Annotated in this window: 9 protein-coding genes; 4 read left to right on the top strand and 5 right to left on the bottom strand. The window is 64.7% G+C overall.

All coding sequences use genetic code 11. The features are described 5' to 3' along the window. The first annotated feature begins 180 nt into the window (after nt 1-180). Nucleotides 181-1443 (top strand): MFS transporter, encoded by a 1263-nt coding sequence (locus HWX39_RS34325; RefSeq protein ID WP_175971985.1) that lies wholly within the window; start codon nt 181-183, stop codon nt 1441-1443. After that, a complete protein-coding gene (locus HWX39_RS34330) occupies nt 1424-2782 on the top strand; it encodes a D-amino acid dehydrogenase (protein WP_347879616.1) in 1359 nt (452 codons plus the stop codon). Before HWX39_RS34325 ends, HWX39_RS34330 begins: the two co-directional genes overlap by 20 nt. 101 nt (nt 2783-2883) lie before the next feature. Here HWX39_RS34330 and thpR read toward each other — a convergent pair whose 3' ends face one another. Beyond that, entirely contained in the window at nt 2884-3450 is a 567-nt protein-coding gene (gene thpR / locus HWX39_RS34335; RefSeq protein WP_175971987.1) for an RNA 2',3'-cyclic phosphodiesterase, read from the bottom strand. Continuing rightward, a complete protein-coding gene (locus tag HWX39_RS34340; RefSeq protein WP_175971988.1) occupies nt 3447-4937 on the bottom strand; it encodes a sodium:alanine symporter family protein in 1491 nt (496 codons plus the stop codon). Before HWX39_RS34340 ends, thpR begins: the two co-directional genes overlap by 4 nt. A 717-nt stretch (nt 4938-5654) precedes the next feature. Here HWX39_RS34340 and HWX39_RS34345 point away from each other — a divergent pair. Both HWX39_RS34345 and HWX39_RS36530 read left to right on the top strand, forming a co-directional pair. Continuing rightward, entirely contained in the window at nt 5655-6608 is a 954-nt protein-coding gene (locus HWX39_RS34345) for a lipid II-degrading bacteriocin (protein WP_244135156.1), read from the top strand. 271 nt (nt 6609-6879) lie between these two features. Beyond that, nucleotides 6880-7068, top strand: coding sequence for a hypothetical protein (locus HWX39_RS36530; RefSeq protein ID WP_244135157.1), 189 nt, complete (start codon nt 6880-6882; stop codon nt 7066-7068). 68 nt (nt 7069-7136) lie between these two features. On the opposite strand, the gene HWX39_RS34355 is transcribed toward HWX39_RS36530, so the two are convergent. From HWX39_RS34355 to HWX39_RS34365, 3 genes are all read right to left on the bottom strand, one after another. Next, on the bottom strand, nt 7137-8603 hold the full coding sequence (locus HWX39_RS34355; protein WP_175971990.1) for a glutamate synthase subunit beta: 1467 nt from the start codon (nt 8601-8603) through the stop codon (nt 7137-7139). Nucleotides 8604-8688: 85 nt separating this feature from the next. Continuing rightward, entirely contained in the window at nt 8689-13392 is a 4704-nt protein-coding gene (locus HWX39_RS34360) for a glutamate synthase-related protein (protein WP_175971991.1), read from the bottom strand. 289 nt (nt 13393-13681) lie between these two features. Beyond that, nucleotides 13682-14395 (bottom strand): transposase, encoded by a 714-nt coding sequence (locus tag HWX39_RS34365; protein ID WP_027783329.1) that lies wholly within the window; start codon nt 14393-14395, stop codon nt 13682-13684. Nucleotides 14396-14446: the final 51 nt, after the last annotated feature.

Genomic DNA, 14446 nt, shown 5'->3' on the forward strand with positions numbered 1-14446 from the left:
GCAAGTGCCGGCATGGCGCCCGAGCGCGATCGGCCGTCACGCCTTCCCCGAACGAACGCCGCCCTCACCGTTCGCCGCACCGCCACGCACCTGCACGCACCTTTTTGGCACCCCGCATCCCGCCCGTAAAATAGCCGCCGTACGGCAGCGCGAGACGAGACAAACGAGGGGGCGGCAAGCATGCAGGCATTCCAGTGGTTCAACGAACTGTCGACGCGCGAGCGCAGGACGCTGTACGCCGGTTTCGGCGGCTACGCGGTCGACGCGTTCGACTTCATGATCTATTCGTTCCTGATTCCGACGCTGATCGCCACCTGGGGCATGACGAAGAGCGAGGCCGGGATGATCGCGACGAGTTCGCTGATCTCGTCGGCGCTCGGCGGCTGGGTCGCCGGCATCCTTGCCGATCGCTACGGCCGCGTGCGCGTGCTGCAGTGGACGATCGCGACGTTCGCGCTGTTCACGTGCCTGTCCGGCTTCACCCACTCGTTCTGGCAACTGCTCGCGACGCGCACGCTGCAGGGCTTCGGCTTCGGCGGCGAATGGTCGGTCGTGACGATCATGATGGCCGAGACGATCCGCTCGCCCGAGCATCGCGGAAAAGCGGTCGGCACCGTGCAGAGCAGCTGGTCCTTCGGCTGGGGCGCGGCCGCGATCCTCTACTGGGCGTTCTTCGCGCTGCTGCCCGAGCAGGTCGCGTGGCGCGCGTGCTTCTGGATCGGCATCTTGCCCGCGCTGTGGATCCTGTACATCCGCCGCAACGTCAGCGATCCCGACATCTACACGGCCACCCGCCGCGCGCGCGACGAAGGCCGCGTGTCGGGCCACTTCCTCGAGATCTTCTCGCCAGCGCACCTGCGCGCGACGCTGTTCGGCAGCGCGCTGTGCACCGGGATGCTCGGCGGCTACTACGCGATCACGACGTGGCTGCCCACCTACCTGAAAACCGTCCGCCACCTGTCGGTGTTCAACACGAGCAGCTATCTCGTCGTGCTGATCGTCGGCTCGTTCGTCGGCTACGTGGTCGGCGCGATCCTGTCCGACCGGCTCGGCCGCCGCGCGTCGTTCATCCTGTTCGCGATCGGCTCGTTCTCGCTCGGCATGGCGTACACGATGCTGCCGATCACCGACACCGCGATGCTGCTGCTCGGCTTCCCGCTCGGCATCGTCGTGCAGGGGATCTTCGCCGGCATCGGCGCGTACCTGTCGGAGCTGTATCCGGGTGCGATCCGCGGTTCCGGCCAGGGCTTCTGCTACAACCTCGGGCGCGGACTCGGCTCGTTTTTCCCGATCCTCGTCGGCTCGCTGTCGCAGTCGATGTCGCTCGTGAAGGCGATCGGCCTCGTCGCGGGCGGCGGCTACCTGCTCGTGATCGTCGCCGCGCTCGTGCTGCCGGAAACGCGCGGCAGGTCGCTCGTCGACGATCCGGCCATCGCGTCGTGAGCGCCTTCTTCGTTCCGGAAACCGCATGCATGTAATCGTTCTCGGCGCCGGCGTGATCGGCGTCGCCACCGCGTGGCACCTGCGCGAAGCAGGCTGCGACGTCACCGTGATCGAGCGCGAGGCCGACGTCGCCCAGGCGACGAGCCTCGGCAACGCGGGCGTGATCGCCCCCGGCTACGTGACGCCGTGGGCCGCGCCCGGCATGCCCGGCAAGATCCTCAAGTACCTGTTCAAGCCCGCGTCGCCGCTGATCTTCAGGCCCACGCTCGACGCCGCGCAGTGGCGCTGGATCGCACGCTGGCTGCGCGAATGCGAATTCGAGCGGTTCCGCGTGAACAAGCAGCGGATGCAGCGCATCGCGTACTACAGCCGCGCATGCCTGCACGCGTTTCGCGACAGCCATCCGTTCGACTACGGCGCGAGCCGCGGCTACCTGCAACTGCTGCGCGGCGCATTCGACGTCGAGATGGTGCAGCCCGCGCTGAAGGTACTGCGCGACGCGGGCATCGCGTTTCGCGAACTCGACGCGGCCGGCTGCACGGCGATCGAACCGGGCCTGCGCTGGGCGCGGCAGGCGCCCGTCGGCGGCATCTACCTGCCCGACGACGAAGCCGGCGACTGCGCGCGCTTCACGCGCGAGCTGCGGGCGCTGTGCGAAGCGAACGGCGTGACGTTCAGCTTTCGCACGCAGGTGCAGGCGCTCGACGTTGAAGCCGGCCGGGTGCGCGGCGTGCGGATCGTTGGTAATGGCGACGAGGATGACGGGCCGAATCCGCCCGCATCGAACCGCGGCGGCAAGCACCGCGACGCGCGGCTCGCCGCCGATGCGATCGTCGTCGCGCTCGGCGTCGACAGCGCCGGCCTGCTGCGGCCGCTCGGCATCGATGTGCCGCTGTATCCGGTGAAGGGCTACTCGGCGACGCTCACCGTCGTCGACGACGAGAAAGCACCGCGCGCCGCGCTGATGGACGAATCGCTGAAGACGGCGATCACGCGTTTCGGCCCGACGTTGCGCGTCGCGGGTACCGCGGAACTCGGCAACCGGCGCGCAGCGCTGCGACGGCAGGCGCTCGATACGCTGATGAAGGTGCTCGACGACTGGTTCCCCCACGCGGCCGACCGCACGTCGGCGCGCTTCTGGGTCGGCCGCCGGCCGATGACGCCTGACGGGCCGCCGCTGCTCGGCGCGAGCGGGATCGACGGGCTCTGGCTCAACGTCGGCCACGGCTCGACCGGCTGGGCGATGTCGATGGGATCGGGGAAGGTGTTGGCGGATCTCGTTACAGGACGAGATCCGGAAATCGATCTGTCGGGATTGACGCTCGCGCGCTACGGATAGCAGGCTGGAGGTTGCGCGATGTCGCCGCAGCAATGCAGCGGCAGCCCGCACGCGGCATGGCAACGACGGCGGCCCGCCTGTGCAGGCCTCCCCGGGACGGCTCAATCCGCCGCCTCTCCGCCCGCCCGCGCAATCGGCGCCGACACGATCGGCCGATGCGACACGCCTTCGTGCGACAACCGGCTTTCAAACAGCGTAAGCGCATCGAACCGCAGCGCGACCGTCCGCTTCACCGCACCGCCGTGCGCCGGCTGTCCGACCGCATCGTGCGGCAGCCGTGCGAGTGTCACGTGCGGGCGGAACGGCCGCCGGTCAGCCGGCACGCCGAGCTCGCGCAGCTTCGCCGACAGCGCGACATTCAACGCGGCACACGCGGGCTCGGCGGCCAGTTCCGCGACGATCAGCCGCGCGCGCGGCAGGCTCGGCCACCACGCGATCCGTTCGACCGGCATCAACGGCAGCGCATGCGCGGCCGCGAGCGCCGGCAGGCATGCGGCCAGCTCGTCGCAGCGCACCCGCTCGATCGCGCCAACGAACGCGAGCGTCACATGCAGTTGCGCGGGCAGCGAACGCCGTGCGCCCCGGGTAACCGGCAACGCGTGCAGCGCGTCGCGCGATGCCGCATCGGGCATCAGCGCGACGAACACGCGCAGCCGGTCGCCGTTCATGACTCGCGCACCACCGCGCGAGGCACGCTCTCGGCATCGGCCGCGGCCGGACGCTGCGGCAGCGGACCATGCTCGCCCCACACGTCGGCCGGCAGCACGTTCGCGAGTTCCGGAATCGTGTTGCGCGTGAACACCGGATCGGCAACGCCTGCCGCGCGCTGACGGCGATAGTCGCGCCATGCCGCGTGCGCGTACTTGCCGAGCGCGAGGATCGCGATCAGGTTGATGATCGCCATCAGCCCCATGCTCGTATCGGCCATCGCCCACACGAGCGGCAATTGCCCGACGCTGCCGAACATCACCATCGCGAGCACCGCGACGCGGAACAGCAGCAGCACGCCGCGCCGCTTCGTGATGAACTCGACGTTGCCTTCCGCATACGCGTAGTTGCCGATCACCGACGAGTACGCGAAGAAGAAGATCGCGAAGGCCATGTAGATGCCGCCCCAGTCGCCGACGTGGCTCGCGATCGAGCGCTGGGTGAGCGCCGCGCCTTCCATGCCGGTGCCCAGTTCGTACTGGCCCGACAGCAGGATCACGAAGGCGGTGGCGCTGCAGATCACGATCGTGTCGACGAACACGCCGAGCATCTGGATCAGCCCCTGCACGACCGGATGCCGCGTGCTGGCGGTTGCCGCCGCATTCGGCGCGCTGCCCATGCCGGCCTCGTTCGAGAACAGCCCGCGCTTCACGCCCATCGCGACTGCCTGGCTGACCGCATAGCCCGTCAGGCCACCCGCCGCCTGCTCGAGACCAAACGCGCTCTTCACGATCAACGCGATCACGCCCGGCACCATCGCGATGTGCGTCGCGACCGCGTAGACCGCGAGCGCGAGATAGCCGATCGCCATCAGCGGCACGATCACCTGCGCAACTGCCGCGATCCGGCGAATCCCTCCGAAGATGATCGGCGCGGTCAGCAGCACGAGCCCGAGACCTACCGTCGCGCGGCTCCAGCCGAACGACGTGTCGAACGCATCGGCGATCGCGTTGGCCTGCACCGCGTTGAACACGAAGCCGAACGCGAGGATCAGCGACAGCGAGAACAGCACGCCGAAGCCGCGCGAGCGCAGGCCCGTCTGGATGTAGTACGCGGGGCCGCCGCGATAGCTGCCGTCCTGATGCGACACCTTGAAGATCTGCGCGAGCGTCGCCTCGACGAACGCGGACGACATCCCGACGAGCGCCGTCATCCACATCCAGAAGATCGCGCCCGGGCCGCCGACGGTCAGCGCGACCGCGACGCCGGCGATGTTGCCGGTGCCGACGCGGCTCGCGAGCCCGGTCGCGAACGCCTGGAACGACGAGATGCTGCCCGGCTCGCCCTTGCTGCCGACCAGCTTGATGCTGAGCAACAGCGCCTTCAGCTGGATCATCCGGAACCGCACCGTGAACCACGCGCCCACGCCGAGCAGCAGCGCGATCAGCACGTAGTTCCACAGCACGCCGTTGACGGCGTCGATCAGCCCTTGCACGAATGCTTCCATCCAGAGTCCTTGTAAATAGGGTCGGTCATGTGCGGCCGCCGCGGACGCGGCCTGAAAGGCGACATGATATGACAGTTCTCAAGGATCATTACAAAATGAAAGGATTCGGTGTCATGACAAATCACGGGGCCGATCTCTCCTGATCAGATGCGTCAACACGCCCCCGTCACCTTGGGCAATCTCCCGTGACTGTTTGACACATTGCTCAGTCAACAGGACACGCAGAGAAAAGTGTTTCCGTATTTCGACTTTTCTCGGCGCTTACCCGAACGATATACATCGGTCGCCGATCGGTCGACCGACCACGCGTCCTCCGCATCCCCACGTCCCGCGCCGGCGCCCGGCTAATTTCGAGACAAGGGAGCGCGGTCGCATGCTCTCGGGAATCTGTTTTGACTTCGCTTCCTAGAAGCGTTCCGGATGATTCCCCATGAATACGTGCCGAACGAACTCCTTGCAGATAGCATAAAAAAACATAACCGTCTCATTCTCAGGCATGCGAATCAATCATCGAAATCACCACTGCACGGGATATGAAATGACGAAGCATAACCATTTGAAACAGACAAGCCACGCCTCTGAAGAAAAACAACAGCCTTTGATGCGACGACGTCTTCTGGTCGCGTCAACCATGCTTCCGTTTGGCACGTTGCTGAAGCACGCGACGGCCATGGCTCAGAACAACGTCCTCCCACCCATCGAGATCACGGCACCGAGGTGCCCGACTTTAATTTTGGTGATTTCGGCATCAAGGTAAACGAAATTCCTGGCGCCAACCCCGGCACCGGAATGCCGGCACCTTCAATTTGCTTCAATCAGTATTGCACATCGAATTTCATGTTGCTGTTTGCAAACACGGGCAACATGATCCGTGCCACCGAGATGTTTCTCAAACATCTCCAAGTCTTCGGGGGCAACGACACAAAATTCTGGCGTAATCAATTAATACGGGTGGGAGGCTTCACTCCTTGGTTGGCCATCGGTGGCTACAAACATTTTCCCGGTGCCAATCAGTACGGATTCAATTTCGAACCAGGAACATATGCAAACATCACTGCGCTATTTGGTAGCTATATCGGACAATCAAGCAGCATCCCGCCAACAAGCACATTCGCGTCGTACGGCAATCCGCTGATGTTCGTCGAAGCACTCAATCATTGGATACACGGAGACGGAACTCAACGAACCGTTCATATTGAATCACTCAACTTGAAGATGAGCATCAGCAATTTCTCGGAAATATCGAGAGCCATTGAAAATCCCGGATACGGCCCCGGCATCTACTCGTTCGACACCGGTTTCAGCACCAACATCTTCAATCACGGGAGAAAGGATCTCTGGAGCGCCGCAGTCTTTGGGCGAGTATCCGGCAGGGTACGTGGCACGCTTGAAATGCTGGAGGACGATACATATCGATTCGTCGGTTACTACTCACTCAATCCCGACAAGTTCGATGCAGATCCTTCAAACCGACCGTTTCTGCAGGAGGCTGCGACGACGTTCCTGTCCAAGCTCGGCGCCACCTTGGGACATAAGGACTATCAAATCAACTTTTTCGGTGAAAAAAGTCTCACGTTCTCTGGCCAACGACCTGTCAAGAATGCCGGTACACGCCCCCCGCAGGCGGTCCATAGGCCGTCGTTCGGTGGACTGATGCGACCGACTCGCTAGCAGGCCCCGGGCGGCTCCGGAAATTCGACTGCCCGGGTCAACCCCGCATTTTATTCATACCCACAGTGAGCGCCTCATGATTTCCAGAGTCATACGCGGAATCCTCCGGCTAGTTCTCTGGCTAGTTATCGCAGCGATTGGCACCTATGCGCTACTGTTCGTCGTCGTTGCGACTTCCCGATATGAGCGGACCGAAGGCACTTGCCCTGACATGTCTCTCGATACGCTACGAAACAAGGTCCTGCTACGTCTCGAGGAACAAGGAATACCGATGGACAGCATCCGGTTCGACGGTGCGCCGCAGTATCACGCATGGAAACTGGGCATGTGGGAATTCCCGCTGCTCATTGAGGAAACTAGATACATCGCGATGATCGACTGCAACGAACAGCTTTCAAGCTATTGGCAAGTCAAAGATCAGCCAGTCGACAAAACCGGACAAGCTCACGATCGCCGATAACTTCAAAAAAAAACCGGGCGCCCTTTCGGACGCCCGGTTCTCATCGAAACCCGCTCGCGCTATTCAGCTCAGCGCGGCAGTTCCGAATGCCCCATCAGGTACGCATCGACCGAGCGCGCGCACTGGCGGCCTTCGCGGATCGCCCACACCACGAGCGACTGGCCGCGGCGCATGTCGCCCGCCGCGAACACCTTGTCGACCGACGTGTAGTACGAACGATCGCCTTCGGTCGCCGCACGCGCATTGCCGCGCGCATCCTTCGCGACACCGAATGCCTCAAGCACGGGTGCCGCCGGCTGCGTGAAGCCCATCGCGAGCAGGACGAGGTCGGCCTTCATTTCGAATTCGGAGCCCGGCACCTCCTGCATCTTGCCGTCCTTCCACTCGACGCGCACCGCGATCAGCTTCTCGACCTTGCCGTTCTTGCCTTCGAGACGCTTCGTCGCGACTGCCCAGTCGCGCTCGCAACCTTCCTCGTGCGACGACGACGTGCGCAGCTTGATCGGCCAGTACGGCCACACGAGCGGCTTGTTTTCCTCTTCCGGCGGCTGCGGCAACAGCTCGAACTGCGTGACCTGCTTCGCGCCGTGACGGTTCGACGTGCCGACGCAGTCCGAACCCGTATCGCCGCCGCCGATCACGATCACGTGCTTGCCCTTCGCGAGCAACTGGTCGACGAGCTTGTCGCCCGCGTTCACGCGGTTCTGCTGCGGCAGGAAGTCCATCGCGAAATGGACGCCCGCGAGCTCGCGGCCCGGCACCGGCAGGTCGCGCGGCGTTTCCGAACCGCCGGCGATCACGACCGCATCGAATTCTTCCTTCAGCGTGTCCGGCGAGATGGTTTCCTTCGCGAGACTGCCGATCGACTCCGGCAGCGGATCCTTGCCGATGAACACGCTGGTGCGGAACGTCACGCCTTCCGCTTCCATCTGGCGCATGCGGCGGTCGATCAGCCACTTCTCGAGCTTGAAGTCGGGAATGCCGTAGCGCAGCAGGCCGCCGACACGATCGTTCTTCTCGAACACCGTCACGTCGTGGCCCGCACGCGCGAGCTGCTGCGCCGCGGCGAGGCCCGCGGGGCCGGAGCCGACGACGGCAACCTTCTTGCCCGTCTTGTGTGCGGCCGGCTCAGGCTTCACCCAGCCTTCCGCCCATGCCTTGTCGATGATCGCGTGCTCGATCGACTTGATGCCGACCGGGTCGTCGTTGATCCCGAGCGTGCACGCCGCTTCGCACGGCGCCGGGCAGATGCGGCCCGTGAATTCCGGGAAGTTGTTGGTCGAGTGCAGGACTTCGATCGCCTGCTGCCAGTCCTGGCGGTAAACGAGATCGTTGAAGTCCGGAATGATGTTGTTGACCGGGCAGCCGTTGTTGCAGAACGGGATGCCGCAATCCATGCAGCGCGCGCCCTGGACCTTCGCGTCCGCGTCGGTCAGTGCCGCGACGAATTCCTTGTAGTGCTTCACGCGCGTGAGCGGTACTTCGTACGCCTCGTGGCGGCGTTCGAACTCCAGAAAACCGGTTGCCTTGCCCATAAGGTGCTCTTCTGTTCGGTATGTCGGGTGGGGGAGCCGCGCGCGGCAATCATGCGCGCGCGGCATTCGCTATGTCGTTCGTCGCTCAGGCGGCCAGTTCTTCCTTCGCCGCCTTCTTCGCACCGATCTCGCCGAGCGCGCGCTTGTATTCGTGCGGGAACACCTTCACGAACTGGCGGCGCGCCGCGTCCCAGTTTTCCAGCAGCGACTTCGCGCGCGGCGAACCCGTGAACTGGAAATGACGCTCGACGAGCCCCTTGAGCAGCGCTTCGTCCGTCGTGCCCGCATGCCAGAGTGCGCGGTCGACCGTGCGCTCCTGCTCGGCCTGCTGCAGCACCGGCTCGAGCGCGACCATCGACTTGTTGCACTTCGCCGCGAACGTGCCTTCCGGATCGTAGATATACGCGAGACCGCCCGACATGCCGGCCGCGAAGTTGCGCCCGGTCTCGCCGAGCACGACGACCGTGCCGCCCGTCATGTATTCGCAGCCGTGGTCGCCCGTGCCTTCGACGACCGCCGTCGCGCCCGAGTTGCGCACGCAGAAGCGCTCGCCCGCGACGCCGCGGAAGAAGGCTTCGCCTTCGATCGCGCCGTACATCACCGTGTTGCCGCAGATGATGTTTTCCTCGGACTTGCCGCGGAAGTCGTTGGTCGGTCGGATGATGATCCGGCCGCCCGACAGGCCCTTGCCGACGTAGTCGTTGCCGTCGCCGACGAGGTCGAGCGTCACGCCCTTCGCGAGGAACGCGCCGAAGCTCTGGCCGGCCGTGCCCTTCAGCTGGATGTGCACCGCATCGTCCGCCAGGCCTTCATGGCCGTGCTTCTTCGCGATCACGCCCGACAGCATCGCGCCGACCGTCCGGTTCACGTTGCGCACCGGCTGGATGAACGACACATGCTCGCCGTTCTCGATCGCGGCCTTCGCCTTCTCGATCAGCACGTGGTCGAGCGCGCGCTCGAGGCCGTGATCCTGCACGTCGACGTGACGCGGCGCGACGTCCTCGCACTCTTCCGGCTGGTAGAACACGCGCGAGAAGTCGAGGCCCTTCGCCTTCCAGTGCTCGATGCCCTTGCGCGTATCGAGCAGGTCGGCGCGGCCGATCAGGTCGTCGAACTTCGCGATGCCGAGCTGCGCCATGATCTCGCGCACTTCCTCGGCGACGAAGAAGAAGTAGTTCACGACGTGCTCTGGCTGGCCCTTGAACTTCGCACGCAGCACCGGATCCTGCGTCGCGACGCCGACCGGGCACGTGTTCAGGTGGCATTTACGCATCATGATGCAGCCTTCGACGACGAGCGGCGCCGTCGCGAAGCCGAATTCGTCCGCGCCGAGCAGCGCGCCGATCACGACGTCGCGGCCCGTCTTCATCTGGCCGTCGGCCTGCACGCGGATACGGCCGCGCAGGCGGTTCAGCACCAGCGTCTGCTGGGTTTCGGCGAGGCCGAGTTCCCACGGCGTGCCCGCGTGCTTGACCGACGACAGCGGCGACGCACCCGTGCCGCCGTCATGGCCGGCGATCACGACGTGATCGGCCTTCGCCTTCGCGACACCGGCCGCGACCGTGCCGACGCCCACTTCCGACACGAGCTTCACGGAGATGCTCGCGCTCGGGTTCACGTTCTTCAGGTCGTGGATCAGCTGCGCCAGATCCTCGATCGAGTAGATGTCGTGGTGCGGCGGCGGCGAGATCAGGCCGACGCCCGGCACCGAGTAACGCAGCTTGCCGATGTATTCGGACACCTTGTGGCCCGGCAGCTGGCCGCCTTCGCCCGGCTTCGCGCCCTGCGCCATCTTGATCTGGATCTGGTCGGCCGACGCGAGGTACTCGGCGGTGACGCCGAAGCGGCCCGATGCGACCTGCTTGATCTTCGAGCGCAGCGAATCGCCGTCCTTCAGCGGAATGTCGCTGACGATCTCGTCGCCGATCACCGACTTCAGCGTCTCGCCCGACTTGATCGGAATGCCGCGCAGTTCGTTGCGGTAGCGCTTCTCGTCCTCGCCGCCTTCGCCGGTGTTCGACTTGCCGCCGATCCGGTTCATCGCGATCGCGAGCGTCGCGTGCGCTTCGGTGCTGATCGAACCGAGCGACATCGCGCCCGTCGCGAAACGCTTGACGATGTCCTTCGCCGGCTCGACGTCGTCGATCGGGATCGCCTTGGTCGGCTCGACCTTGAACTCGAACAGGCCGCGGAACGTCATGTGGCGCTTGGTCTGGTCGTTGATCAGGTGCGCGTATTCCTTGTAGGTCTGGTACGAGTTGCTGCGCGTCGCGTGCTGCAGCTTCGCGATCGAATCCGGCGTCCACATGTGGTCTTCGCCACGCACGCGGTACGCGTACTCGCCGCCCGCGTCGAGCATGTCGCGCAGGACCGGGCTGTCGCCGAACGCGTCGCGGTGCAGGCGGATCGCCTCTTCCGCCACTTCGAACAGGCCGATGCCGCCGACCTTCGACGCGGTGCCCTTGAAGTACTTCTCGACGAGGTCGCTCGACAGGCCGAGCGCTTCGAAGATCTGCGCGCCCGTGTACGACATGTACGTCGAGATGCCCATCTTCGACATCACTTTCTGCAGGCCCTTGCCGACCGCCTTCGTGAAGTTGTAGATAGCCTTCTCCGGCGACAGGTCGCCCGGCAGCCCTTCGGCCAGCTTCGCGAGCGTTTCCATCGCGAGGTACGGGTGCACGGCTTCCGCGCCGTAGCCCGCGAGCAGCGCGAAGTGGTGCGTTTCACGCGCGGAGCCCGTCTCGACGACGAGGCCCGTGCTCGTGCGCAGCCCTTGCTGGACGAGGTGCGTGTGGATCGCCGAGGTGGCGAGCAGTGCCGGAATCGCGACATGCTCGGCGTCCGTCTTGCGATCCGACACGATCAGCATGTTGTAGCCCGACTTCACCGCGTCGACGGCTTCCGCGCACAGCGACGCGAGGCGCGCCTCGATGCCTTCCTTGCCCCAGGCCACCGGATAGCAGATGTTCAGCTCGTAGGCGCTGAACTTGCCGCCCGTGTACTGGTCGATCGCGCGGATCTTCGCGATGTCCTTGAAGTCGAGCACCGGCTGCGACACTTCGAGACGCATCGGCGGGTTGATGTTGTTCGTGTCGAGCAGGTTCGGCTTCGGGCCGATGAACGACACGAGCGACATGACCATGTTCTCGCGGATCGGGTCGATCGGCGGGTTCGTGACCTGCGCGAACAGTTGCTTGAAGTAGTGATAGAGCGTCTTGTTCTTGTTCGACATCACCGCGAGCGGCGAGTCGTTGCCCATCGAGCCGACGGCCTCTTCACCCTGCTGCGCCATCGGCGCCATCAGGAACTTCAGGTCTTCCTGCGTATAGCCGAACGCCTGCTGGCGGTCGAGCAGCGCGGCGCCCTGCGTGCGGCCGGCCGCGACGTCCTCGGCCTTCGGCTCGATCTCGTCGAGCTTGATGCGCACGGCGTCGATCCAGCTCTTGTACGGCTTCGCGTTCGCGAGGTTGTCCTTCAGTTCCTTGTCGTCGATGATGCGGCCGTGTTCCATGTCGATCAGGAACATCTTGCCCGGCTGCAGGCGCCACTTCTTGACGATCTTCGATTCGGGGATCGGCAGCGTGCCGGCTTCCGACGCCATGATGACGAGGTCGTCGTCGGTGACGATATAGCGGGCCGGACGCAAGCCGTTGCGGTCGAGCGTCGCGCCGATCTGGCGGCCGTCGGTGAACGCGATCGCAGCCGGACCGTCCCACGGCTCCATCATCGCGGCGTGGTATTCGTAGAACGCGCGGCGGTTCTCGTCCATCAGCGTGTGCTGTTCCCACGCTTCCGGGATCATCATCATCACCGCGTGCACGAGCGGGTAGCCGGCCATCACCAGCAGCTCGAGACAGTTGTCGAACGATGCGGTGTCCGACTGGCCCGGGTAGATCAGCGGCCACAGCTTCGGCAGATCGTCGGCGAGCACGTGCGACGCGATCGCGCCGGTACGCGCGTTCAGCCAGTTCACGTTGCCCTTCACGGTGTTGATCTCGCCGTTGTGCGCGATCATCCGGTACGGGTGAGCCAGTTCCCACGCCGGGAACGTATTGGTCGAGAAGCGCTGGTGTACGAGCGCGAGCGCCGACACGACGCGCGTGTCCTGCAGGTCGCGGTAATACACGCCGACCTGGCCCGCGAGCAGCAGCCCCTTGTAGACGATCGTGCGCGCCGACATCGACGGCACGAAGTATTCCTTGCCGTGCTTGAGCTTCAGCGCCTGGATACGGTGGCTCGCCGTCTTGCGGATCACGTACAGCTTCCGCTCGAGCGCGTCCGTCACCATGATGTCCTTGCCGCGGCCGATGAAGATCTGGCGGATCAGCGGCTCGCTCGCCTTCACGGTCGGCGAAATCGGCATCGCATGGTCGACCGGCACGTCGCGCCAGCCGAGCACAACCTGGCCTTCGGCCTTCACCGTCCGCTCGAGCTCCTGTTCGCACGCGAGACGCGACGCGTTTTCCTTCGGCAGGAAGATCATGCCGACCCCATATTCGCCGGCCGGCGGCAGCATCACGCCCTGCTTCGCCATTTCCTCGCGATAGAACGCGTCCGGAATCTGGATCAGGATGCCCGCGCCGTCGCCCATCAGCGGATCGGCACCGACCGCACCACGGTGATCGAGGTTCTCGAGGATCTTCAGACCCTGCTGAATGATCTCGTGGCTCTTCTTGCCCTTGATGTGAGCGACGAAGCCGACGCCACAGGCGTCGTGTTCGTTTTGCGGGTCATACAGACCTTGTGCGGCGGGCACCGCGGCGAGCGGCTGCTGGTGGTCGTTCATGGGGACACCGTCGTAAAGGGGGCCTGGAGGCCGTTGAACCATTTTCTTGTTGCCGTCGATCCCGCTCCCGACGGGAGACGGCGCGGCCGACGGTGGATGGGCATGCTTCGCCCGGGCCACCGGAATTCGGAATATACGCGACGAATCAAAGGAATAGCAACAAAAACCGCTTGATCGAACCCCAATTAAATGGATGCTTCGATCTGGTGCCGTTTTATTGGGGTCGTATCGTTTTGGTGCAAAAAAGAAGCGGCGCCCGCAGCGCCGCCTCTCGGCTGCCGCTCCCGCGTTACTGCTGGATCGGCGGCGTGTTTTCACGCACCTTTCTGGGGCGTCCGCGCGGCAGCGGCGATACGCGCCGGTTCGCGGTGCGCGCCGCCCACTCGCGGTAATTCTCGCCGCCGAGTACCCAGCCCTTGAGCGTCGCCTGCTGCAACTGGTCGGCCTGCCGCTCGTCGAGCGGCTGCTCGCACAGCTCCTTGTACGCACGCTGGCGGTCGAACGGCGTGTTGCCGAGCGCCCAGTAGAGCGGATGGTCGGTGATCAGGCTGTCGACGGTGAGCCCGACGTGATGCCGGTAGCTCGACCAGCGATAGGCCTCGGGCGTCGCGACGAGCTGCGAGCGCACCGGGCTCATCTCGACCACGCGACTCGCGAGCAGGAAATAGCGCTCGCCTTCGATCACGGTCGCGCGATAGCGGCCTTCCCACAGGGTGCCGCGCCGCGAATAGCGCCGGTTGAAATGCGCAACGTAGCGGCGACCGACGGCCTGCATCGCCTTCGGCAGGCTCGCCTCGTCGCTCGGGGTCACGAGAAGTTGCACCTGGCGCGGCAGCAGCACATAGGCATGCACCGACAGGTGGTGATCGCGCGCGGCGGCCTTCAGGCAGTCGATGAAGAGTTCGTAGTCCTGGTCGTCGACGAACGCGGGTTGCTGATCCAGGCCGCGCAGTATCACGTGCTGCGGCTGGTCGGGAACGTAGAGTCGTGCTAACCGTGCCATGCTGAATGTCCGTTTGAACGCGTTAGGAAATACCCGGAGGTCCGAAAGTGC

The organism is Burkholderia sp. BCC0322 (assembly GCF_902833045.1).
Classification (GTDB): Bacteria; Pseudomonadota; Gammaproteobacteria; order Burkholderiales; family Burkholderiaceae; genus Burkholderia.